19 protein-coding genes and 1 tRNA gene are annotated in these 22800 nt (G+C 71.5%); 16 read left to right on the forward strand and 4 right to left on the reverse strand.

The window, feature by feature from the left end; genetic code table 11:
* The first annotated feature begins 268 nt into the window (after nt 1–268).
* The 4 genes from GX015_RS06930 (at nt 269) to GX015_RS06945 (ending at nt 4054) form a co-directional block, all read left to right on the forward strand.
* Nucleotides 269–883, forward strand: a complete 615-nt coding sequence (locus tag GX015_RS06930; protein WP_120983192.1) for a TetR/AcrR family transcriptional regulator — start codon at nt 269–271, stop codon at nt 881–883.
* 108 nt (nt 884–991) lie between these two features.
* Nucleotides 992–1762, forward strand: a complete 771-nt coding sequence (locus GX015_RS06935) for an SDR family oxidoreductase (protein WP_291343858.1) — start codon at nt 992–994, stop codon at nt 1760–1762.
* A gap of 7 nt (nt 1763–1769) precedes the next feature.
* A complete protein-coding gene (locus GX015_RS06940) occupies nt 1770–3005 on the forward strand; it encodes an acyl-CoA dehydrogenase family protein (RefSeq protein ID WP_291343859.1) in 1236 nt (411 codons plus the stop codon).
* Entirely contained in the window at nt 3002–4054 is a 1053-nt protein-coding gene (locus GX015_RS06945; protein ID WP_291343861.1) for a phosphotransferase family protein, read from the forward strand. The genes GX015_RS06940 and GX015_RS06945 overlap by 4 nt, the downstream gene beginning before the upstream one ends.
* Nucleotides 4055–4085: 31 nt before the next feature.
* Here GX015_RS06945 and GX015_RS06950 read toward each other — a convergent pair whose 3' ends face one another.
* Both GX015_RS06950 and GX015_RS06955 read right to left on the reverse strand, forming a co-directional pair.
* Entirely contained in the window at nt 4086–6065 is a 1980-nt protein-coding gene (locus GX015_RS06950) for an ATP-dependent DNA helicase (RefSeq protein WP_291343862.1), read from the reverse strand.
* Nucleotides 6058–7368, reverse strand: coding sequence for a nicotinate phosphoribosyltransferase (locus tag GX015_RS06955; RefSeq protein ID WP_291343886.1), 1311 nt, complete (start codon nt 7366–7368; stop codon nt 6058–6060). Before GX015_RS06955 ends, GX015_RS06950 begins: the two co-directional genes overlap by 8 nt.
* Before the next feature lie 87 nt (nt 7369–7455).
* On the opposite strand from GX015_RS06955, the gene clpS reads away from it, so the two are divergent.
* The 8 genes from clpS (at nt 7456) to GX015_RS06995 (ending at nt 13604) form a co-directional block, all read left to right on the forward strand.
* On the forward strand, nt 7456–7749 hold the full coding sequence (clpS, locus tag GX015_RS06960) for an ATP-dependent Clp protease adapter ClpS (protein WP_052753175.1): 294 nt from the start codon (nt 7456–7458) through the stop codon (nt 7747–7749).
* Nucleotides 7750–7776: 27 nt separating this feature from the next.
* On the forward strand, nt 7777–8328 hold the full coding sequence (locus GX015_RS06965) for a DUF2017 domain-containing protein (RefSeq protein ID WP_291343866.1): 552 nt from the start codon (nt 7777–7779) through the stop codon (nt 8326–8328).
* Entirely contained in the window at nt 8325–9476 is a 1152-nt protein-coding gene (locus GX015_RS06970; RefSeq protein WP_291343868.1) for a P1 family peptidase, read from the forward strand. Before GX015_RS06965 ends, GX015_RS06970 begins: the two co-directional genes overlap by 4 nt.
* A 19-nt stretch (nt 9477–9495) precedes the next feature.
* Entirely contained in the window at nt 9496–10188 is a 693-nt protein-coding gene (locus tag GX015_RS06975; protein ID WP_291343887.1) for a rhomboid family intramembrane serine protease, read from the forward strand.
* The gene (murI, locus tag GX015_RS06980) at nt 10185–11027 is read left to right on the forward strand and encodes a glutamate racemase (RefSeq protein WP_291343870.1); all 843 of its coding nucleotides are present in this window, start codon (nt 10185–10187) and stop codon (nt 11025–11027) included. Before GX015_RS06975 ends, murI begins: the two co-directional genes overlap by 4 nt.
* A 105-nt stretch (nt 11028–11132) precedes the next feature.
* On the forward strand, nt 11133–11870 hold the full coding sequence (locus GX015_RS06985) for an MBL fold metallo-hydrolase (RefSeq protein WP_366926251.1): 738 nt from the start codon (nt 11133–11135) through the stop codon (nt 11868–11870).
* Nucleotides 11871–11888: 18 nt separating this feature from the next.
* Nucleotides 11889–12659 (forward strand): ribonuclease PH, encoded by a 771-nt coding sequence (rph, locus tag GX015_RS06990; RefSeq protein ID WP_291343874.1) that lies wholly within the window; start codon nt 11889–11891, stop codon nt 12657–12659.
* Nucleotides 12660–12899: 240 nt separating this feature from the next.
* Nucleotides 12900–13604, forward strand: coding sequence for a non-canonical purine NTP pyrophosphatase (locus GX015_RS06995; RefSeq protein ID WP_291343875.1), 705 nt, complete (start codon nt 12900–12902; stop codon nt 13602–13604).
* Between the two features lie 88 nt (nt 13605–13692).
* Here the strand turns inward: GX015_RS06995 and GX015_RS07000 are convergent, their stop codons facing one another.
* Nucleotides 13693–14094: a DUF3817 domain-containing protein gene (locus tag GX015_RS07000; RefSeq protein WP_291343877.1), complete on the reverse strand. Its 402-nt coding sequence runs from the start codon at nt 14092–14094 to the stop codon at nt 13693–13695.
* The gene (locus tag GX015_RS07005; protein ID WP_291343878.1) at nt 14091–14474 is read right to left on the reverse strand and encodes a hypothetical protein; all 384 of its coding nucleotides are present in this window, start codon (nt 14472–14474) and stop codon (nt 14091–14093) included. Before GX015_RS07005 ends, GX015_RS07000 begins: the two co-directional genes overlap by 4 nt.
* Nucleotides 14475–14558: 84 nt before the next feature.
* On the opposite strand from GX015_RS07005, the gene GX015_RS07010 reads away from it, so the two are divergent.
* From GX015_RS07010 to GX015_RS07025, 4 genes are all read left to right on the forward strand, one after another.
* Nucleotides 14559–14640: transfer RNA gene (locus GX015_RS07010), tRNA-Leu, on the forward strand.
* Between the two features lie 76 nt (nt 14641–14716).
* On the forward strand, nt 14717–15007 hold the full coding sequence (locus GX015_RS07015; protein WP_291343880.1) for a hypothetical protein: 291 nt from the start codon (nt 14717–14719) through the stop codon (nt 15005–15007).
* Nucleotides 15008–15337: 330 nt separating this feature from the next.
* Nucleotides 15338–16306, forward strand: coding sequence for a DUF559 domain-containing protein (locus GX015_RS07020; protein ID WP_291343882.1), 969 nt, complete (start codon nt 15338–15340; stop codon nt 16304–16306).
* Between the two features lie 756 nt (nt 16307–17062).
* A partial coding sequence (locus GX015_RS07025; protein ID WP_291343884.1) for a fatty acid synthase subunit beta domain-containing protein occupies nt 17063–22800 on the forward strand: 5738 nt, incomplete at its 3' end.

Below are 22800 nucleotides of genomic sequence, written 5' to 3' on the forward strand. Positions count from 1 at the left end.
GTCGACGAAGGCGACCTTGTCGGCGAACTCCGGGGCGATGTCGCCGAATACGTAGTCGAAGATCGACTCGTCCGGGATGATGGCGTCGGGCCTCGGGCTGGTCTGCGGCATGTTTTCCTCCACGTGTTCGTGAGCGATCCCGCTATCATCCGCGCGGTGCGGGTCGTGTGCTGGATCACATATGGTCTTGACGTGAGATCGTAACTGAATCAGGATTCAGGCACCAGAGCGATTTTCGGAACGGGCCGGAACGGAAAGGTGGCGGGCCATGGCACGTGGAGAGGGCAGGCGGGAAGCGATCCTCGCGGCGGCCCGGACGGTCTTCGTCCGCGACGGATACGCGGCGGCGAAGCTCGCCGACGTCGCCGCGGAGGCGGGCTGTTCCGTCGGCACGCTGTACACGCACTTCGAGGACCGCGACGATCTGCTCGCCGAAGTGCTGCGCGGGGTGGAGGAAGAGATGCGGCGTTCGCGGGGTCCCCGCCCGGAAGGCCTTGCGCCGGCTGCGGAGATCGCCGCGGCGAACCGGTCCTACCTGGAGTCGTACCGGAAAAACGCCAGGCTGATGGCGTTGCTGGAGCAGGTGTCCCAGATGCATCCGGGCTTTCGCGAGCTGCGGTTGCGGCGCGCCCGGGACTTCGTGGGCCGCAACGCCGCGGCCCTGCGCCGCCTCCGCGACGCCGGCGTCGTGGACCCGGCCGTCGACGTGGAGATGATGGCCGCCTCGCTGTCCGCGATGGTCTCGCGCATGGCCTACGGGGCGTGGGTGGACGGCGAGTACCCGGACGATGACGCCACTCTCGAGCGTGTGCTGGCGACGGTCAACCGCATCTGGTGGGCCTCGCTGGGCATGCGCGCGGTGGACCGGGGTGGCGCCGATTGAGGTGGCGGTGGGCGTCGTAAAGCGGAAAACCAGTGACTTGAATCACGATTCAATCTAGGCTGGGCCCCGACAGCGCCCGGATGGGGCGCGCGGAGGAAAGGACCGGCCATGATCGCTCATGAATTCACCGGGAAGGTCGCCCTGGTCACGGGCGGAACGAGGGGGATCGGCAACGCCACCGCCCGGATCCTCGCCGAGGGCGGGGCGAAGGTGGCCATCACCTCGCGCAAGGCGGAGGCCGCGGAAGCCGCGGCGGCGGAGTTGTCGGGGATCACCGGCGGCACGGTCATCGGGCTCGCCGCGCATGCAGGAGAGCCGGACGCCGCGGACGAAGCCTGCGCCCGGGTGCGCGGCGAATTCGGCGGCCTGGACATCCTGGTCAACAACGCCGGCACCAACCCGGCCTACGGGCCTGTGCTGAAGCAGGAGCGCTCGGCGCTGGAAAAGACCTTCGCCATCAACGCGCTGGCCCCGATGAATTGGGTGCGCGCCGCCGTCGGCCACGGCCTGGGGGAGCGGCCCGGCGCGGCGGTGGTCAACGTCGCGTCGATCGGCGCGTGGACCGTCGAGGACGGCCTGGGCGCCTACAACGCGTCGAAGGCGGCGCTGCTGCACGTGACCAAGCAGCTCTCCCGCGAGCTGGCGCCGCAGATCCGCGTCAATTCCGTGTCACCGGGTGTGGTGCGCACCAAGCTCGCCGAGGCCCTGTGGCGCGAGCACGAACCGATGGTGGCCGCCGCGACGCCGCTGGGCCGCATCGGCGAGCCGGAGGACGTCGCCGACGTGATCTGCTTCCTCGCCGGCGCCGGCGCGCGCTGGATCACCGGCGCGGACCTGGTCGTCGACGGCGGCCAGCTCATCGGCACGGCGGGGATGTAGGGCGGCCATGGATTTCCGCGAATCGGACCGCGCCCGGGAGTACCGCGAACGCCTCGAGGCATTCATGGACGAGTGCGTGTACCCGGCCGAGGCGACCATCGGCGAGCAGGTCCGCGCCTCCGGCGACCCGCACCACCACCCGGCGGCGATGGAGGAGCTCAAGGGCGAGGCGAAGTCCCGTGGCCTGTGGAACCTCTTCCACCCGCACCCGGGGCGTGGGCCGGGGTTGAGCAACGTCGAGTACGCGCCGCTTGCGGAGATCATGGGCCGCAGCCCGCACATCGCCCCGGAGGCCTGCAATTGCAATGCCCCGGACACCGGCAACATGGAGGTCCTCGAGCTCTACGGCACCGAGGAACACCGGCGGCGGTGGCTCGAACCGCTGTTGGCCGGCGAGATCCGCTCGGCGTTCTGCATGACCGAGCCGGGCGTGGCCTCCTCCGACGCCACCAACGTGGCCATGCGCATGGAGCGCGTCGACGGCGGCTGGAAGCTCAACGGCCGCAAGTGGTTCACCTCCAACGGGATGCACCCGAACCTGCGGGTGCTCATAGTCATGGGCAAGACCTCGCCGGACGCCGAGACCCACCGCCAGCAGTCGATGCTCGTGGTTCCGGCGGATGCGCCGGGCGTGACCGTGCTGCGGGACCTGCCGGTGTTCGGCTTCCACGATCGCGAGGGGCACGCGGAAGTGCTCTTCGACGACGTCGTGGTGCCCGATTTCGACGTGCTGAAGGGAGAAGGAGAGGGATTCCGCATCGCGCAGGACAGGCTCGGCCCAGGGCGCATCCACCACTGCATGCGGGCCATCGGCATGGCCGAGCGCGCGCTGGAGATGATGTGCCGTCGTGCGATGGAGAGGTCGACGTTCGGCACGCTCCTGGCCGACCGCGACAACGTCCGCGACCGCATCGCCCAGGCGCGCATCGACATCGAGATGGCCCGGCTGCTGACGCTCAAGGCCGCGTGGCTGATGGACGAGGCCGGCAACAAGGCCGCCCGCCAGGAGATCGCGGCGATCAAGGTCGCGGCCCCGGCGACGGCGTTGCGGGTGGTCGACCAGGCGATCCAGCTCTTCGGCGGCGAAGGCGTCACCGATGACGTGCCGTTGGCCCAGTTCTGGGCGGGCCTGCGCGCCCTGCGCCTGGCCGACGGTCCCGACGAGGTGCACCTGATGACCATCGCGCGCGGCGAACTCCGCCGATACCGTGGAGACAGGACACCGAAAGGCGGAGAACGATGAACGAGCGAACCGGAACCGGCGACGGCGCCATCACCCCCTTCGACGAGGCCCGGCTGGCCGAGTGGCTGGAAACGCTGCCCGGCGCCACCCGCGGTCCCGTGCGCCTGGAGCGGCTGGGCGCGGGGCAGTCGAACTTGACCTACCTGGCGCGCGATGCGGAGGGGCACGTGGTCGTCGTCAGGCGGCCCCCGATGGGTTCGCTGGCGTCGTCGGCCCATGACGTCGCCCGGGAGGGCAGGATCATGGCGGCGCTGGCCGGCACCGGGGTGCCCGTGCCCGAGATCCTCGGCGTGCGCTCGGAGCCCGACGTCGCCGAGGTGCCCGTGGTGGCCATGGAGCTGATCGACGGCACCGCCGTGACCTCGTCGGCCATCGCCGACGAGATGCCGGTGACCGCGCGCCGGGCGGTCGGGGAGGGGCTCATCGACGCGATGGCCGCCATCCACGCCGTCGATCTGGCCGAGGTCGGGCTCGACGGCCTGGCCTCCCACGAGCCGTATGCGCCGCGGCAGTTGCGCCGCTGGTCCGGGCAGTGGGAGAAGACCCGCACCCGCGACTCCGCCGCGCTCGACGATCTGACCCGCCGCCTGTGGGACGGCGTCCCCGAGCAGGACGCGACCGTGCTCGTCCACGGCGACCTGCATCTGGGCAACGTCATGTGCGACACCGGCACCGGCGAGATCAAGGCCGTCGTCGACTGGGAACTGGCCACGCTGGGCGATCCGCTCGCCGACGTCGGCACCCTGCTGGCCTATTGGCCTGAGCGGGATGGCCTGGTGCTGCCCGGCTTCGGGGCGGCGCTGGCCGAGGGCTTTCCGACGGGGCCGGAGCTCGCGGACCGTTACCTGGCCGCCACCGGCCGCGACCGGGCGGCGCTGGAGTACTGGCGCGTCCTGGGGCTGTGGAAGGTGGCCATCATCGCCGAGGGCGTGGTCCGCCGCGTCCGCGACATGCCCGCCAACGAAGCGCCCGTCGGTGCCCCGACCGCGGAGATGGTCGACGGCCTCATCGCCTACGCCACCGGCGCCGCGGACCGCGCGGGGTTGTAGGGGGCGCTGCCAATAGCGGGTGGCGCCGGATTTAGCCCCCGAACCGCTGCGCCACCAGGCGTTCCAGGGCCTTGCGGGCCGTGGCGCCGTCGGTGGTCCGCCAGAACGGCGGCATCGACGCGGCTATCCAGGAGCCGTAGCGCTGCGTGGCCAGGCGGGGGTCCAGCACGGCGACGACTCCGCGGTCGTCGACCGACCGCAGCAGCCGGCCCGCGCCCTGCGCCATGAGCAGCGCGGCGTGGGTGGCGGAGACCTCCATGAAACCGCTGCGGCCCGCCTCGTTGGCGGCGTCGGAACGCGCCGACAACAGCGGGTCGTCGGGGCGCGGGAACGGGATCCGGTCGATGACCACCAGCGACAACGCGGGGCCGGGGACGTCGACGCCTTGCCACAGGGTCAAGGTGCCGAACAGGCACGAATTTTCCGAGGCCGCAAACTTCTCCACCAGATTGCCGATGGCGTCGTCGCCCTGGCACATCACGTCAAAGGGGAGGCGCGTGCGCATTTCCTCGGCCGCCGCCTCCGCGCCGCGGCGAGAGGAGAACAGGCCCAACGTGCGCCCGCCCGCGGCCTTGATCAGCTCGGCCATCTCGTCCATGACCTTCGGGTCCGTGCCATCGCGGCCCGGCTTGGGCAGGTGCCGGGCGACGTAGAGGATCCCCGACTTCGCGGGGTCGAAGGGCGTGCCCACGTCCATGCCGTCCCACTCGCCCTTCGGCAGCCCCCACGTGGCGGCCATAGCATCGAAGCGCCCGCCCAACGCCAGCGTCGCCGACGTCAGGACCACGATGTTCTCGCTGAACAGGCGGTCGCGCAGCAGATCCGACACCGTCAGCGGCGCCACGCACAGGGCGCGCCGGTCGGTCATCCACACCACGTCGCCGTCGTCCATCGCGAGCATGCGCACCGCCGCGTCGTGCATGTTCTCCAGCGCGGCACGGACGGTCTGGCGCTCGGTGGCGTCGCCCTCCTGGCCCGTGGCCAGCGCCGTCTGCGTCTTCCACAGTGCGTCGCGCAGGGCGGTCAACGGCACGCCGGCTTCCGGGGGGATGTCGTCCCAGCGTCCGACGCCGTCGTCGCCAAGCGAAACCAAAGCCTCCTGCAGCATCCCCGCCGCATCCTCGAGATCCCCCGCCTCCTCGGCGGCGCCGACCTTCTTCGCGCGCTTGGCCGTCAGCGTGATGCCGGTGGCGGTGAGCTCCTCGGTGGCCACCGAGGTGATGCGGCCGTCGAGCTCGTGGGCCTCGTCGACGATGACGTACTCGTGCTCCGGCAGGATCAACCCGTCCGACATCGCGTCGATGGCCAGCAGCGCGTGGTTGGTCACCACCACGTCGACGTCGGCGGCGCGGGACTTCGCGGCCTCGGCGAAACAGGACTCGCCCATCGGGCACTTCATCGCGCCGACGCACTCGCGGGAGGTCACCGACACCTGGCGCCACGCCATGTCGGACACGCCGCGGTCGAGGCTGTCGCGGTCGCCGTCCTCGGTCTCGTTCGCCCATTCGCGCAGTTTGAGCACCTGCGCCGCCGTCCGCGACAGGGCGGATGGGTCGATGAGCGCGCCGGTGTCGCCGATGCCGTCGCCGCCGTCTTCGTCCAACGGCACCTCGGCGACCTTGTTCTGGCACAGGTAGTTGTTGCGGCCCTTGAGAATGGCGAACGTCGGCCGACGCGACAGGTGCGGCTCCAGTGCGTCGGCCAGGCGCGGCAGGTCGCGCTCGACGAGCTGGCGCTGCAGCGCGATCGTCGCCGTGGACACGATCACCGCCCGGCCGTCCTCCATCGCCCGCACGATCGCGGGGACCAGGTACGCCAACGACTTGCCGGTGCCGGTGCCCGCCTGGACAGCCAGGTGGCGGCCGGATTCCATCGCCTCATGCGCCGCGCGGGCCATGGTCACCTGCCCGGCGCGCTCCGTGCCGCCCAGCGCCGCGACCGCATGGGCGAGCAGTTCCTCGACGCGGTCGGCGCCGGTCGCCCCGCCCGGCTCCGGCGCGGCGTCAGACACCGGCGAAGCGCACGTGGATGACGGGCTCGTCGCGCGACAGCGCCAGGCCCTCCCACGGCAGGGAGATCAGTGCGCGGGCCAGGTGGTCGCGGCTGTCCTCGAGGGTGGGCAGGCCGTCGGCGAGCTCGCCGCCGCGGACCATGGGGATGGTCAGTTCGACCGCGTCGAGGGTGCCGGTGTCCGGGGCGTCGGTGCCCAGCGGGAACGCGATTTCCTCGACGGCGGTGCCGGAGCGCCGGCACGCGCGCACGGCGGCCTTCGCGCCGCCATGGCTCTTCTTGTCCCGCGAACGCTTGGCGACGGGCACGCCGTCGACCTCGACGAGCTTGTACACGAGTCCCGCCGTGGGGGCCCCGGAGCCGGTGACGACCGACGTGCCCACGCCATAGACGTCGACGGGCTCGGCGCGCAGCGCGGCGATGGCGAATTCGTCGAGGTCGGAGGACACGACGATGCGGGTGTTGTGGGCGCCCAGGCCGTCGAGCTGCTGGCGGACCTGCCGGGCCAGCACGCCGAGATCGCCGGAGTCGATGCGCACCGCGCCCAGCTCGGGGCCGGCGACCTCGATGGCGGTGGCCACGCCGGCGGTGATGTCGTAGGTGTCCACGAGCAGGGTGGTGTCCAGGCCGAGGGTCTCCACCTGGGCGCGGAAGGCGCCGGCCTCGTCCGGCGTGCCGTCGGCGTTGGTGTGCAGCAGCGTCCACGAGTGGGCGGCGGTGCCCGACGCCGGGATGCCGTAGCGGGCGGAGGCCTCCAGGTTGGAGGTGGCGGTGAATCCGGCCAGGTAGGAGGCGCGGGCGGCGGTGACCGCGGCGTCCTCGTGGGTGCGGCGCGACCCCATTTCGATGATCGGGCGGCCGCCCGCGGCGGTGACCATGCGGGCCGCGGCCGAGGCGATGGCGGAGTCGGCGTTGAGGATCGACAGGATCACCGTCTCCAGGATCACGCACTCGGCGAAGGTGCCGCGCACGGTGAGGATCGGCGACGCCGGGAAGTACAGCTCGCCTTCGCGGTAACCGTCGATGTCGCCGGTGAAGCGGTAGTTGCGCAGGTAATCCAGCGTCTCGGCGTCGAGGAAGTCGAGCGTCGCCAGCTGGTCCTCGGTGAACCGGAACCGGGAGATGGCGTCGAGGACGCGGGCGGTGCCGGCGACCACGCCGTAGCGCCGCTCGTTGGGGAGCCGGCGCCCGAAGACCTCGAACGCGCACTTCCTGTCGGCGGTGCCGTCGCGAAGCGAAGCCTGGAGCATGGTCAGCTCGTACTTGTCGGTCAGCAGCGCCGTCGACTCGGGTGTGGGGGCCATCGGATTCGTCACGCCGACGAGTCTAGTCGGGACGGCCCCCGGGGTGGCCCGGTGCACGGGATCGCGCACGTCGTTATCCTTGGGCGCATGACCATGCCAGCCGCCACCCCGATGGGCGTCATCGACGCCGAGACCGTGACCGAGTCGAATCGGCCATGGCAGTGCGTCGTGTGGGATGACCCGGTCAACTCCATGAGCTACGTGACCTACGTGTTCCAGATGCTGTTCGGCATGGACCGCAAGAAGGCGCACGAGCTGATGCTCAAGGTGCACAACGAGGGCAAGGCCGTCGTGTCGTCGGGGGAGCGCGACAAGGTGGAGTCGGACGTGAAGAAGCTGCACAAGGCGGGCCTGTGGGCGACCATGCAGCAGGCTGATTGAGACAGGCTGAACAAGAGGAGAGTGCCCATGCGCCCCTGGAAAAGGAAGCGGGGGATGCTGCGAGGCGGAGCCCGGTACGTCACGGTCCTGGAGCCCGCGGAGCGTGCGCTGCTGGGCGAGCTGTCGGCCACCGTCGCCGACGCCCTGATCGGCCGGGCGCAGTCGGCGCCGAAGGACGAGCTGTCGGAGTTGACGGGAATGCCGTCGGGTCATGCGGAGGCGCCGGACGATCCGCGCCTGGCGCGCCTGCTGCCGGATTTCGCCGCCGAGGGCGAGGAGTCCGTGGAGGGCGAGAACCGGCTGATGCGCCAGTTGCACGAGTCGGACATCGTCAAGGGCAAGTTGATCGATTTGCGCGCCATCATCGAGGCGCTGGAGCCCGCGGACAACGGCCAGGTGTCGTTGACGGAGGAGCAGGCGAACCAGTGGATCGCCGCGATCAACAGCCTGCGCCTGTATCTGCACGCGGCGCTGGAGGGCCATGACGGGCCGATCGCGAAGGCGGAGGAGACCGACGCGATGTACCAGTGGCTCAGCTACAACCAGGAGTCGCTGGTCCAGGAGCTGATGCGCGAATGACCGGCGGCGGTGTCCACGTCGCGTCGGCGTCGTTCGGGGGACGCTTGACGACGGGGCCGGCCGCATCGCCGTCCCGCCTGCCCGGCATTTCCGTCGGGCACGCGTCGGTGGCGGACACGGGCGTGACCGTGGTGGCCTGCCCGGAGGGTGCGGTCGCGGCGGTGGACGTGCGCGGCGGCGGGCCGGGCACCCGGGAGACGGATCTGCTGGAGCCCCGCAACACAGTGCGGGAGGCCCACGCCATCGTGTTGAGCGGCGGTTCGGCCTTCGGGCTGGCCGCCGCCGACGGCGTCATGCGAGGTCTGGCCGAGCGGGGCCACGGGTTCGGCGTGACGGAGGAGTTCCCCGATGTCCGCGTGCCCATCGTGCCGGCGGCCGTCATCTTCGATCTGCTGCTCGGGGAGCGTGAGGTCCCCGACGCGGAGTTGGGACGGAAGGCGCTGGAGGCGGCGCTGGACCCGGCGCGTGATGGTGGCGAACAATCTGAAGGAGCAGCTTCCGGTTGCGTCGGCGCGGGCACCGGGGCGATGGCCGGGGCGCTCAAGGGCGGCGTCGGCCAGGCGGCCGTGACGCTCGCGGATGGCTCGACGGTCGCGGCGATCGTCGTCGCGAATCCGATGGGCGCGGTCGCCGGGCCCGACGGGCGACTGTGGGCCGATCCCGGCCGTGGTGCGATTCCGGAAGAGGCGCTGACCGCGCTCGACGAGAACTTCGTCGGCCTGACCAAGATGCCGGCGACGAAGTCCGGCGGGGCCGGCAGCTCCCTCAACACGACCATCGGTTGCATCGTCACCGACGCGCCGCTGAGCCAGGACCAGGCGCAGCGGCTGGCCATGGCGGGACACGACGGCATGGCCCGCGCCATCCGCCCGTCGCACCTGCCGATGGACGGAGACACCCTGTTCTGCCTCGCCACGGGAACGTTCCGGGGTGCCGAGGCGTTGGAGGGGGAGAAGGACCCGGTGACGGACCCGGCGACGCTGGCCCTGCTGGCGGCCGCCGCGGCCGACGCGGTGGAACACGCCATCGTCGACGCCGTCACGTCGGCACAGGCGCGGGCCGGGGTGCCGGCGTTCTCCGATCTCGCGAAGACGGACTGGAACCGGCCCGGAACAAGACCAGACGCAGTGCACGAACAGACACAGTGAGGACCCGACGACAGTGACGATGCAGCCCGGTTCCCGGGGACGGCGGCCCGACCCCAATGCGTGGGGCGCGGGATACGGCGGCTCGCCCCACGCGGGCGCCCCCGTGCCCGCGCGGCGCCGCACGACCGCCGTTGCGCCGAAGACGTCCGACGGCGGCCTCGGATCCGCGCTCGGCGCCGGCATCGGCTTCACGGTGCTGACGTGGGTCGTGTTCTTCGTCAACCAGATCTTCTTCCTGGGCGGCCTCAACCATCTGCTCGGGCTTCGCCCCTTGGACACGCACGGGTTGTGGGGCATCCTCTTCGCCCCCGTCCTCCACGCGGACATGCAGCACCTCATGGCCAACACCGTGCCCGCCGCACTGTTCGCGGCGCTGATCGCCTTCACATCGAAGAAGCTGTGGCTGCAGGTCACGGCGCTGGTCATGCTGGTGTCCGGCGTGGCCACGTGGTTCATCGGCGGCGTGGGCACCGCCCACGTCGGCGCGTCGGGCCTGGTCTACGGCTGGTTGGCGTTCCTCATCGTCCGCGGGTTCTACAACCGCGCGCCGGGCCAGATCCTGCTGGGCATGATCCTCGGCTTCGGCTACTCCGGCCTGATCTGGGGAGTGTTCCCCACGGAGATCGGCGTGAGCTGGCAGATGCACCTGTTCGGGGCCATCGGCGGGATCATCGCCGCGTCCATGCTCAAGCGCGGAAGGGCGGGGCGATGAGCGTCGACGAGCATGACGACGGCCAACTGGAAATCGACCGCACCGCACCGATCGGGGTGTTCGACTCCGGCGTCGGCGGGCTGACGGTGGCGCGAGCGATCGTCGACCAGCTGCCGCACGAATCGATGATCTACGTCGGCGACACCGCCAACGGGCCCTACGGTCCGCTGCGCATCGCCGACGTGCGCCGGCACGCCGAGGCCATCGCCGACGACCTCGTCGAGCGCGGCTGCAAGATGATCGTCATCGCCTGCAACACCGCGTCGGCCGCCTTCCTGCGCGACGCCCGCGAGCGGTACCCGATCCCCGTCGTCGAGGTGATCCTGCCCGCCGTGCGGCGCGCGGTGTCGGCCACGCGCAACGGCAAGGTCGGGGTCATCGGCACCGCCGCGACGATCCGCTCGCGGGCCTACCAAGACCTCTTCGACGCCGTGCCCGGCGTGGACGTCTCCGCCACCGACTGCCCGCGGTTCGTCGACTTCGTCGAGCGCGGCATCACCTCCGGCCGGCAGATCCTGGGCTTGGCCGAGGGTTACCTCGCGCCGCTGCAGGCCGACGGCGTGGACACCCTGGTGCTCGGCTGCACCCACTACCCGCTGCTGTCCGGAGTCGTGCAGTTGGCGATGGGCGACGATGTCACGCTGGTGTCCTCCGCGGAAGAGACGGCCAAGGACGTGCTGCGGACCCTCACCGACCTCGACTTGCTCGCCGACCCGGAGACTGATCCGCCGCCGACGCGGGTGTTCGAGTCGACGGGCGATCCGGAGATGTTCCAGAAGCTCGCGGCACGGTTCCTCGGCCCCGCCATCACGAACGTCAGCCCGCACGCCGCCCACTGAGCGGGTCCCGATCGCGGCCCGAATCGGAGGGTCGACATGCCCGATCGGCCCGGAGCGTGGCATTGTGGGGTTATGAAAGTGACGGTTCTGGGATGCACGGGGAGCATGTGCGGCCCCGACGCGGCCGCCTCCGGGTTCCTCGTCGAGTCCGGTGACGGGCCCGACGATGCGGCGTTCGTCATGGACTTCGGCCCCGGGGTGCTGGGGGAGCTGCAGAAGTACCGCGACCCGGCCAGCCTGGACATCGTGCTGTCGCACCTCCACGCCGACCACTGCCTGGACATCCCCGGGCTGCTGGTGTGGCGCAGGTTCCACCCGACCGCGCCGTCTGCCCGGCGCAACCTGCTGTGGGGCCCGGCAGACACCGCCGGCCGCCTCGGTCACGCCTCCGCCGACACGGGCGACGGGTTCGAGGATCTCTCCGACACCTTCGACATCCGGTCGATCGAAGAGCGCGTCCCCTTCGACGTCGCCGGTTTGACCATCGAGGCGTTCCCCATGGTCCACCCCATCGAGGCGTGGGGTTTCCGCATCACCGGCCCGAACGGCACGGTCGCCTACACCGGCGACACCGGCTGGACCGACGAGGTCGTGGAACTGGCCCGCGGCGCCGACGTGCTCATCTGCGAGGCCACGTGGTGCGGAGACGGCGAGAACCGGCCCCCGGACATGCACCTGTCGGGCGCCGAAGCCGGACGCGCCGCGACGCTGGCGGGGACGAAGAAGCTCGTGCTCACGCACATCCCGCCCTACGGGGACCCGGAGGCGGCCGTGGCCGCCGCCCGCGCGGAATACGACGGGCCCGTGGAACTGGCCCGCCCCGGGATGGTCATCGAACCGTAGGCCGGTACCGTTGGGGCCATGACTTCTGATTTCACCCGCGCCGACGGCCGCGCCGGCGACGAGATGCGCAAGGTTTCCATCACCCGAGGCTTCACCGACAACCCCGCGGGCTCGGTGCTGGTGTGCTTCGGCAACACCCGCGTGATGTGCACCGCTTCCGTCGAGCAGTCCGTGCCCCGCTTCAAGCGCGATTCCGGCGAGGGCTGGCTGACCGCCGAGTACTCCATGCTCCCCGCCGCCACCCACGACCGCATGCCGCGCGAGTCGATGCGCGGCAAGGTCAAGGGCCGCACCCACGAGATTTCCCGCCTGGTCGGCCGCGCCCTGCGCGCCGCCGTGGACCTGGGGCAGCTCGGCGAGAACACCATCAACATCGACTGCGACGTCCTGCAGGCCGACGGCGGCACCCGCACCGCCGCGATCACCGGCGCCTACGTCGCGCTGGCCGACGCCCTGACGTACCTCCACGCCGCCGGCGCCGTGCCGGGCGCGCCGCTGAAGGCGCCGGTCGCCGCCGTGTCCGTGGGCGTCATCGACGGCAAGGTCTGCCTGGACCTGCCGTACGAGGAGGATTCCCGAGCCGACGTCGACCTCAACGTGGTCATGACCGCCGAGGGCGAGTACGTGGAGATCCAGGGCACGGGCGAGGCCGCCACCTTCGGCCGCGACGAGCTCGACGCCATGCTCGACGTCGCGGACAAGGGCCTGCGCGAGCTCATCGCCCTGCAGCAGGAGGTCCTGCGCGCGCCGTACCCGGGCGAGCTTCCCGACGGCCGCGTGCGCGTCTGATCCGCCGCACCTGGGCGAGCGGCGGTTTTTCGCTTGCCGACGTTCCGTCACCCTCCCGGCCCGCCATGTTTCCGGCATGTTTCACGGGCCTCACGTTTTGACGGCGATGTGCGCCGCACGGCGCAACGTACGTGACGTGAAGCCCACATGGTGGAAAACTGGAGGGCGGACGACGCACCTACCGTCGCGTCGGCGGCGTCACCCGCCGCCGGGAATCCGACCACGGGAAGGGGAAGGGCGATGAAACTGCTGGTCGCCACCCGAAACAAGAAGAAGCTGGGCGAGCTCGCCCGGCTGCTCGAGGGAGCCGGCGTCGAGGGCGTCGAGCTGCTGTCCATCGACGACGTCGACGAGTACCCCGAGCGGCCGGAGGACGGCCGCACCTTCGAGGCCAACGCCCTGATCAAGGCCAACGACGGCGCCGACGCCACCGGCCTTCCCTGCCTCGCCGACGACTCCGGCCTGTCCGTCGACGAGCTCAATGGCATGCCCGGCGTGCTCTCCGCCCGCTGGTCCGGCGGCCACGGCGACGATGCCGCCAACAACGAGCTGTTGCTCGGCCAGCTGCGCGACATTCCGGCCAAGCGCCGTGGCGCGTCCTTCGTGTCCTCGGTCGTGCTCGTCGTGCCCGGCGCCGGCGAAATCGGCGACGGCGTGGCACCCGATTCCGGCGACGGCGACCTGGTCCTGTCCTTCCACGGCGAATGGCGCGGCCGCGTGCTCACCGAGCTGCGCGGCGACGGCGGCTTCGGCTACGACCCGCTGTTCGTCCCCCGCGAGGAGGACTCCCGCGTCAAGGCCGGCCGCGACCTGGACGTCGCCGGCGAGGAGGCGCGCACCGCCGCCCAGCTGCCGCCGGAGGAAAAGGACGCCATCAGCCACCGCGGCCGTGCGCTGCGCCAGCTCGTCCCCGAGCTCGCCCGCCTCGCGAAGACCCGGGGCTGACCGCCGGCGCCGCCGCCGAAACCGAAAAAGCCCCGCGCCCCGCGTTCCGGAAAAGGAATGCGGGGCGCGGGGCGTCGTCAAGCGAAAACTAGTCCAAGTTGAACTTCGCCTTGACCTCCTCGCGGCGCTTGCGCTCCACGAAGAAGGACAGCAGCGGCACCACGCCGCCCAGGGCCGTGATGATCCACTTGCCCGGCGACCAGCGCGCCTTCGTGCCCAGATTCACGATCGCGATGAGGAACGCCATGTACGCGAAACCGTGCACCTGCGCCACGAAGAAGAACCAGCCCGGGGCCTCCTGGCCCTCAGGCATGATCAGGTACTTGTAGACCATCTCCGCCACCAGCACCAGCAGCATCACGCCGGTGATGTACGCGGTGATGGAAAAGGCGGTCAGGGCGGTCTTGACGCGCTTCTGCCGGTTCGGGTGGATCGCGCGGCCATCGGTGGCCGGGGCCGTGTCCGGCTGGACCTGGTTCGGGTTGGTCACTTGTTCTCCTCGTCGACGGTGGTGCCGGGGCGCGTGGGCAGGAAATCATCCGGGATCTCGGTCATGTCGCCCTCGCGGACGGTGACGCCGGCTTCCTCGTTGCCCTCGAACTTCTCGCGCTCGTACTGCATGTACTTGCGGTACGCCCAAATGAAGAAGATGCCGAACGCCGGCCACTGCAGCGCATACCCCAGGTTCTGGAACGAACTGGTCGTGCTCCAGCGGCTGAGCTGCCAATACGCCAGCGCCAGCGTCGCGATCACCGCGACGGCCAGGAACACGACCTGGATGATGCGCGTGCGCCGCTTGAACGGGCCATGCGCGGTGCCCGAAGGGACGCCGTCGGGGTGCGGCTGGGACTTCTGCCTGGTGGATGACACGCCCACCAGCCTAACCGGTTACCATTGTCGAAGCCCGCGGCACCCCGCGGAATCCCCCTCGGGGGATCGGGGATGCGCGGGCGGGCGCCCGTGGCGGAATTGGCAGACGCGCAGGATTTAGGTTCCTGTGCCCGAGGGCGTGGGGGTTCAAGTCCCCCCGGGCGCACGATTGTCGGGGGAAGGGTCCGGGTCGCGGGTGCGGCCCGGGCCTTTTCGCTTTGCGACGGCTATCGTGCCGTGACATGAGCATCTCCATGCACATCGACGAATACATGGCCCGCCGCGGGATCACGCCCGACGACACCGTCGTGGTCGATGACCCGTGCGCCGTGTTCGATGGCGCGGTGGAGAAGGCCGAGGGGCTCGAGGGCGAGATCTCCCGCGTCGCCGGGTTGTCCGGAGCGGCCGGGGAGTCCGGCGCGGGGGATGCCGGGTTGGCCGTGACCGCCGAAGAAGCAGACCGCGATCGCCGGGGCGACGCCGAGGAAAAGCTGGCGCGCGCCGCCGAGACCGTCCGGGATCTGCTCGGCTGAGTCTTCTGCGCGGCGGATGCGGGGGCGTGGGCGTCGTCAAGCAATCGTTCGTGCCAAGGGGATGCCATCGATTTCGGCGACCTGGGCGGATGCGGTTGGCGACGTGGCGTTGGCATCTCCTCGGCACGAGCCGTGGGGCGTGGGGACGCGAACGGAACGGTCGCGGGGCCCGAGCAAGTCCGTACCGAACCTCGATGGCCTGCGGGGCCGGACCGCGTGTGCGACAGTGTCGGCGTGGGGAACGAATCGGGGGGTTCGCGCCGTGCGGGCGTGCAGGTAAGCGGGCATCGGCGCAATGGAATGGTCGGCGGCGGCCGGCGACATCTGCCGATGAGGCAAGGCGGCCTGCGTGACGGGACGTCGATGGCCGACATCGGGGAGACGAGACGGCGGAGCGACCTGATCGCCGACGGCCTAACCCGCCACGAGATCACGCGCGCCGAATCCGAGGGGTGGCTGCTGCGTGAGGGGCGTTCGGTGTACAGGTTCGCCGTCACGGGGCTGCGACTGCGGATGGAATTGATCATCGCCAGGGCCCTGGACGTCGTCTTCTCGCACCGCATCGCCGCCTTCGAGCATGGGCTGCTGCGGAATCCGCCGGCCCGGCTCGACGTGATCGTGCCCCGTGCCCGCGGGACGGTCGCCGGCGCGCACGTGTGGAGGCGCGACGGGGTGCAATCCATCTGCGTCCGCGGGATGCGGGTGACGTCCATCGCCCAGACGCTCGTCGACATGGTCGACGAATGGGGGATCGAGGTGACGGCGCGCATCCTCGACGACCGGTTCCCGACGATGGAGGCGCGGGCGGGCATTCTCCGCGACGTCGAGGCGCTGCCCGCGGCGAAGCGGACGAAGCTCGGGCCGATTCTGCGGTGGGCGCCGGCGAATCGCAGGTCGAAGACCGAGGGGAGGATCGCCCGGGCGCTGCAGCTGCGCGGGTATGCCGTCACGCTCAACGCGAAGATCGGTCCTTATACATGGGACATCGTGCACGTCGAGGCGCGGTTGATCATCGAGTACGACTCGCGCCTGCACCACGACAATTCGCGGGCGTTTCGCACCGATCGCGCCCGGCAGAACAACGTCATCCGCCGCGGGTATCGGATTCTCCGCTACATCGACGACGACGTCGAGCTGGACTTCGACCGGTTCATCGACGAGATCTGCTCGACCATCGACTGGTTGCTGGGGCAGCCGCTGCGGACGAGCGACTGGGATGAGCGTCATTGCGAGGACCTGTACGTCGACCGCCAGATCCACTGGGAGGAGCGCAATCAGGCTCCGTGGCCGCATTGGTGACGGTGGAGTGCGGAACGAGAGCGGGGCTCGTGCCAAGGAAATGCCACCGATTTTGGCCACCTGGGCGTTTGTGGTTGTCGACGGCACGTTGGCATCTCCTTGGCACGAAACGCTTCGCGGGCGCTTGACGACGGGCTGATGTGGGCGCGCAGGGGCGGGCGTGAGGGGTCGGCGAGGGAGAGGGAGCGGGGAGTGGCGGGCAGAAAAGGTTGGCGGGGATGGGGGCGGGCGAGGAATCCGGCCGGCAAAGGGGGAGGATGTGAGGGAGGAGTGCGGGCGTTATCGGGTCGTGATCGGGGCGACGCTGACCCGTTATGAGGGCGCGATGGGGCCGTGATGTTGCGAAGAATTAGCCGCCGTTTCAGGGGTCCGGGCCGGGGTCGGGGTCGGTTCGGAGTGGTTTTCGGCGTGGAATCGGCGTGACCTTCGTCACGTCTTTCACTGGTTTCGCAACCGGCCCACGGCTCCGGCGGGGAAGTGGCCGGGGTGCGGCAAGGGGCGAGGGGAAGATTCTTCACGTGTCAAACATGCACGTCGTAACGCGTAACTTGGCATGGTTTACGCCGTTGTGCCGCAACTTTGCACGGGTTCGCCACTGTTATGTGATGGGCCGTAAAGCTGTGCGGCATCGTCGTAAAGCCATAAACATGAGGGAACCTTCACGAATCTTGTGGCATATTTGTCGGGCGAACCAACTTCGCGGGCATCCGTATGTCCATGCCCGCGGATCCCAAGTCTGAACAAGGAGCCCACCGCGTGACCCCCAACCAGAAGCCGGAGCACCGCACCGCCGCGGACGCGTTGTCCATCTTCCGCTCGCGCCCCACCGCCGACGACACGTCGCGCCGCGTCGAGCCCACGCTGTCCCAGCGGCTCACCGAGGGCGAGAAGTTCGCCCTCAGCTTCTCCGGGCAGGGCTACCCCTGGCTCGAGACCCTGACCACCTGCGTCGCCGCCGGCGTCGACGGCCGCGTCCGCGAGCTCGTCGCCGCCGCCGAGCAGCGCCTGGCGCCCATCGCCGACCGGCTGGCCGGCCAGCGCCCCGACGGCTTCACCCCCTTCGAATGGGCCGAGAAGACCGGCGCCGCCCAGGCCGCCGAGTCCAGCCCCGTCGCCGACGCCGACGCGCTCGACGCCGACGCCAAGAAGGCGAAGGCCCCGGTCACCGTCACCGGCCTGCCCGACCTCAACGCCCCGGCCATCTCCGTGCCGGGCATCCTCATCGCGCAGATCGCCGTGCTGGACCTCCTGTCCGCCCAGGGCGTCGACGTGTCCGCCAACGTCGCGGCCATCGGCCACTCCCAGGGCGTTCTCGGCGTCGCCGCCGTGCAGAACCCCGAGCGGGCCGCCGACGTCGTCGCGCTCGCCGAGATCATCGGCGTCGCCGTCGCCCGCCAGGGCCGCGTCACCGGCATGACCTCGCGCGCCGACGCGGGCTCCGGCTCCGGCTCGTCCGTCGCCGGCACCTCGTACCCGATGATGGTCGTCTCCGGCGTCCGCCCCGACCTGGTCGCCCCGCACCTCGCCGGCGACGCCGTCGTCGGCCTGCGCAACGGCCGCACCATGTGCATCGTCGTCGGCACCCCCGCCGACCTGCGCGCCACCGAGGTCAACCTCGAGCGCGCCGCCAAGAAGGACGCCGCCGAGCTGACCGCGAAGCTCCGCGGCGGCGCCCCGTTCGCCCCGACCTGCTCCCCGCTGCAGGTCGGCGCCGGCTTCCACCACCCGGACATGGCCGCCGGCGTCGAGGAGACCCTCGAGCTCGCCGCCGCCATCGGCATCGACGAGGCCTTCGCCCGCCCGATCGCCGAGCACGTGCTCACCGGCGCCATCGACTGGCCCGCCGACGTCGCCTCCGCCATCGAGGCCGGCGCCGACTGGATCCTCGAGGTCGGCCCGGGCACCGGCGTCGCCCCGCTGACCCGCGCGCTCGTCGCCGGCACCGGCGTCGGCGTCGTCACCGTCGCCGTCGACCAGGGCCAGGCCGAGCTGTTCGAGCCGGGCACCGCCCCCGCCACCCCGCAGTCGTGGGAGGCCCACGCCCCGCGCCTGGTCACCCGCGACGGCCGCGCCCGCGTCGAGACGAAGTTCACCGAGGCCACCGGCCGCTCGCCGATCCTCCTCGGCGGCATGACCCCGACCACCGTCGACCCGGCGATCGTCGCCGCGGCGGCCAACGCCGGCTTCTGGGCCGAGCTGGCCGGCGGCGGCCAGGTCACCCCGGAGATCTTCAACGACAACGTCTCCCGCCTGCACGACCTCCTCGACGAGGGCGCGTCGGCGCAGTTCAACACCATGTTCCTGGACCCGTACCTGTGGGGCATGCACATCGGTTCCCGCCGCCTGGTGCAGCGCGCCGTGGCCGCGGGCCGCCCGATCGACGGCGTCACCGTCTCCGCGGGCATCCCCGAGGTCGACGAGGCCGTGTCGCTGGTCCGCGAGCTGCGCGCCGGCGGCATCCCGCACGTGTCCTTCAAGCCGGGCACCGTCAAGCAGATCAAGTCCGTCCTGGCCATCGCCGACGCGCTGGCGGCCGACGACGAGCTTTCCGATGTCCCGGTCATCATCCAGGTCGAGGGCGGCCGCGCCGGCGGCCACCACTCGTGGGAGGAGCTCGACGACCTCCTGACCGCCACCTACGCCGACATCCGCGCGCGCGACAACGCCGTGCTGGCCGTCGGCGGCGGCATCGGCCGCCCGGAGCAGGCCGCCGAGTACCTGCTGGGCCGCTGGTCCGAGAAGCACGGCTACCCGGCCATGCCGGTCGACGCGATCATCATCGGCACCGCCGCGATGGCCGCCAAGGAGTCCACCGCCTCCTCCGGCGTGAAGAAGATGCTGGTCGACACCAAGGGCACCGACGCCTGGGTGCGCGCCGGCGGCGCCGAGGAGGGCATGGCCTCCGGCCGCTCGCAGCTGGGCGCCGACATCCACGAGATCGACAACGCCGCCGCCCGCGCGGGCCGACTGCTCGACGAGGTCGCCAACGACGCCGACGCCGTCGCCGCCCGCCGCGACGAGATCATCGCCGCGATCAACGGCACGGCCAAGCCGTACTTCGGCGACGTCGCCGACATGACCTACCGCGAGGTGCTGGACCGCTACCTCGAGCTGGCCGCCCCGGAGGGCGAGTTCCTCGACCCGTCGTGGGCCGCCCGCTTCGACGTCATCGTCGACCGTTTCGAGGCCCGCCTGTCCGACGCCGATTCCGGCGAGTTCGATTCCATCCGCACCGACGCCTCCAACGCCGAGGGCGCCGCGTCCGGCACCGCCACCGTCGCGCTGCTGGCCGAGGCCTATGACCTCGATTCGCGCCTGCACCCGGCCGACGCCGAGCACTTCCTCTCCGAGGCGTGCCGCACGCCGGGCAAGCCGGTCAACTTCGTGCCGGTCATCGACGCCGAGGTCCGCCGCTGGTGGCGCTCGGACTCGCTGTGGCAGGCCCACGACGAGCGTTACGACGCCGACGGCGTCTGCATCATCCCGGGCACCGCCGCCGTCGCGGGCATCACCGCCGCCGACGTGCCGGTCGCCGAGATCCTCGGTTCCTTCGAAGAGGCCGCCGCCGACGAGCTGGCCGCCTCCGCCCCGGCCGCCGACGAGCCGACCGCCCCGGTCGCGCGCGTCCTGGCTAACCCGATCATCCGTTGGGCGGGCCGCCAGCAGGCGAACCCGGCCCTGCAGCTCGGCTCGCGCGCTTCTTGGGTGCTTGCCGACGACTCCTCCTCGGCCTCGCAGCCCGACACCGGTGCGACCCTGTCCGCCGAGGGCGACGGCGTCGCCGTGCTCACCGTCCCGCTGGAGGGCTCCGGCGGCGACCACGAGCTGACCCTGCGCTTCGACGCGTCGGGCCCGGCCGGCACCGTGCCGGTCATCTCCGTCGAGGACGCGGCCGCGTCCATGCGCGCCCTGACCGCCATCGCGGCCGGCGGCACGCTGCCGGAGGTCGTCGACGGCGTCGCCGAGTGGGAGTCCGTCTGGACCACCGCCGCGGCCGCCGACCACGGCGCCGTCACCGGCTCCAACTCCCGCACCGCCCCGGACGCCCTGGTGGGCCACGCGTGGCCGGCGATCTTCGCCGCCGTCGCCGACGCCACCACCGAGTCCGGCGTCCCGGTGGTCGAGGGCATGCTCGCCCTGGTCCACCTGGAGCACCACGTCCGCCTGGTCACCGCCGCCGACGCCGCCAACGCCGAGGCCGCCGGCCCGTCGCTGCTCGCCGACGGCACCCGCCTGGCCATCACCGCCCACGCCGACGACATCGCCGACACCGAGATGGGCCGCGTCGTCGTGGTCCGCGCCGAGATCCGCGACGCCTCCGCCGAGGCGGGCGAGGACGGCGAGGGCAACCTCGTCGCCACGCTGTCCGAGCGCTTCGCCATCCGCGGCCGCAACGGCGACACCCCGGCGCAGGTCAACACCGTGCCGCTGCCGACCGTCACCGACACTCCGCGCAGCCACCGCGCCACCGTCACGGTGACCGCGCCGCGCACCCTGCTGCCGTTCGCCACCGTCTCCGGCGACCGCAACCCGATCCACGTCGACGACCGCGCCGCGATGCTCGCGGGCCTGCCGGGCGTCATCGTCCACGGCATGTGGCTGTCCGCCGCCGCCGAGCACGCCGCCATCGCGGGCTCCTCGGCCGGCCTGGGCAACCGCATCACCGAGTTCACCTCCACCATGCTGTCCCCGGTCCTGCCGGGCCAGGAGGTCACCTTCACCGTCGAGCGCCGCGGCGTCGACTCCCGACCGGGCAACGGCGAGGTCCGCGAGATCATGGCCACCGTCGACGGCGAGCCCGTGCTCTCCGCCACCGCCGTGATCGCCGCGCCGACCACGTTCTACGCCTTCCCGGGCCAGGGTATCCAGTCCAAGGGCATGGGCCTGGCGGCGCGCTCCAACTCCGCCGCCGCCCGCGCCGTGTGGGACGAGGCCGACGCCGTCACCCGCGAGAAGCTCGGCTTCTCCGTGCTGGCGATCGTCCGCGACAACCCGACCGAGGTCACCGTCAACGGCCGCCGCTTCCACCACCCGGAGGGCGTGCTCAACCTGACCCAGTTCACCCAGGTGTCCATGGCGACGCTGGGCCTGGCCCAGGCCGCCGAGCTGCGCGAGGCCGAGGTCCTCGACGAGGACGCCTACTTCGCCGGCCACTCCGTCGGCGAGTACAACGCGCTGGCCGCCTTCGCCGGCGTGCTCGACGCCGCCGCCGTGCTCGAGGTCGTCTACCACCGCGGCCTGACCATGCACTCGCTGGTCCCGCGCGACGCCAACGGCCGTTCCAACTACGGCCTGGCCGCCCTGCGCCCCGACAAGTGCGGCGTGAAGGAGTCCGAGGTCGAGGAGTTCGTGGCGGGCGTCGCCAAGCAGTCCGGCGAGTTCCTCGAGGTCGTCAACCACAACCTGGCCGGCAAGCAGTACGCCGTGGCCGGCACCGTCGCGGGCCTGAAGGCCCTGCAGGCCGCCGCCAACGAGGCCGCGCCGGACGGCAAGGCCTACGTGCGCATCCCGGGCATCGACGTGCCGTTCCACTCGGCCGTCCTGCGCGACGGCGTCGACGAGTTCCGCGGCCACCTCGACCGCCTTCTGCCGGACGAGGTCGACCCGGAGGCCCTCGTCGGCCGCTACATCCCGAACCTGACCGCCACCCAGTTCGCGCTGACCGAGCAGTTCGTCCGCGAGATGGCGGAGGTCGCGGAGTCGAAGGTCCTCGACGAGATCCTCGCCGACTTCGGCGCCGCCGCCGCGAACCCGGGCCGCCTGGCCCGCACCCTGCTCGTCGAGCTCCTGGCCTGGCAGTTCTGCTCGCCGGTGCGCTGGATCGAGACGCAGGATCTGGTCCTCGACGACCTCGGCGTCACCCGCGTCATCGAGGTCGGCGTGGGCACCGCCCCGACGATCGCCAACCTCGCCGCCCGCACCGCCGCGCTGCCGCGCCACGCGGACCGCGACGTCACCGTGTGGAACGTCGAGCGCGACCGCGACCTGGTCTTCGCCCGCGACGAGGTCCGCCCGGAGGCCGACGAGGCCGACGCCGGCGCCGACGAGGCCGTGGAGGAGACCTCCGCGCCCGCCGAGCCGCTGCAGAAGCCGGCCGAGGCCGCCGCGGCGCCCGCGCCGGTGGCGACTTCCTCCGAGCGCCCGGCCGACCTCACGGTCACCCCGGCCGACGCGGTCGAGCTGCTCATCGCCCTGTGGACCAAGGTCCGCCCCGACCAGATCGGCGCCGCCGATTCGATCGAGACCCTCGTCGACGGCGTGAGCTCCCGCCGCAACCAGCTGCTGCTGGACCTCGGCGCGGAGTTCGGCCTGGGTGCCATCGACGGCGCCGCCGACGCCGACATGCCTTCCCTGAAGGACAAGATCGGCGGCATGGTCCGCGGCTGGAACCCGTGGGGCCCCGTCCTCGGCGAGGCGCTGGCCGACGGCCTGCGCCGCGTCACCGGCCCCGCCGGCGCCCGCGCCAACCACGTCGCCGACCGCGTCCGCGACAC

The organism is Corynebacterium sp. (assembly GCF_012837295.1).
Classification (GTDB): Bacteria; Actinomycetota; Actinomycetes; order Mycobacteriales; family Mycobacteriaceae; genus Corynebacterium.

Excerpts from the sequence above, each read along its gene's own strand:
- GX015_RS06955 (WP_291343886.1), bottom strand. The coding sequence starts at position 7,368 with ATGGCCCCCACACCCGAGTCGACGGCGCTGCTGACCGACAAGTACGAG.
- GX015_RS07015 (WP_291343880.1), top strand. The coding sequence starts at position 14,717 with ATGAGCATCTCCATGCACATCGACGAATACATGGCCCGCCGCGGGATC.
- GX015_RS06940 (WP_291343859.1), top strand. The coding sequence starts at position 1,770 with ATGGATTTCCGCGAATCGGACCGCGCCCGGGAGTACCGCGAACGCCTC.
- GX015_RS06965 (WP_291343866.1), top strand. The coding sequence starts at position 7,777 with ATGCGCCCCTGGAAAAGGAAGCGGGGGATGCTGCGAGGCGGAGCCCGG.
- GX015_RS06935 (WP_291343858.1), top strand. The coding sequence starts at position 992 with ATGATCGCTCATGAATTCACCGGGAAGGTCGCCCTGGTCACGGGCGGA.
- GX015_RS06970 (WP_291343868.1), top strand. The coding sequence starts at position 8,325 with ATGACCGGCGGCGGTGTCCACGTCGCGTCGGCGTCGTTCGGGGGACGC.
- GX015_RS06995 (WP_291343875.1), top strand. The coding sequence starts at position 12,900 with ATGAAACTGCTGGTCGCCACCCGAAACAAGAAGAAGCTGGGCGAGCTC.
- GX015_RS06975 (WP_291343887.1), top strand. The coding sequence starts at position 9,496 with ATGCAGCCCGGTTCCCGGGGACGGCGGCCCGACCCCAATGCGTGGGGC.
- rph (WP_291343874.1), top strand. The coding sequence starts at position 11,889 with ATGACTTCTGATTTCACCCGCGCCGACGGCCGCGCCGGCGACGAGATG.
- GX015_RS06930 (WP_120983192.1), top strand. The coding sequence starts at position 269 with ATGGCACGTGGAGAGGGCAGGCGGGAAGCGATCCTCGCGGCGGCCCGG.
- GX015_RS07020 (WP_291343882.1), top strand. The coding sequence starts at position 15,338 with ATGAGGCAAGGCGGCCTGCGTGACGGGACGTCGATGGCCGACATCGGG.
- GX015_RS06985 (WP_366926251.1), top strand. The coding sequence starts at position 11,133 with ATGTGCGGCCCCGACGCGGCCGCCTCCGGGTTCCTCGTCGAGTCCGGT.
- GX015_RS06945 (WP_291343861.1), top strand. The coding sequence starts at position 3,002 with ATGAACGAGCGAACCGGAACCGGCGACGGCGCCATCACCCCCTTCGAC.
- clpS (WP_052753175.1), top strand. The coding sequence starts at position 7,456 with ATGACCATGCCAGCCGCCACCCCGATGGGCGTCATCGACGCCGAGACC.
- murI (WP_291343870.1), top strand. The coding sequence starts at position 10,185 with ATGAGCGTCGACGAGCATGACGACGGCCAACTGGAAATCGACCGCACC.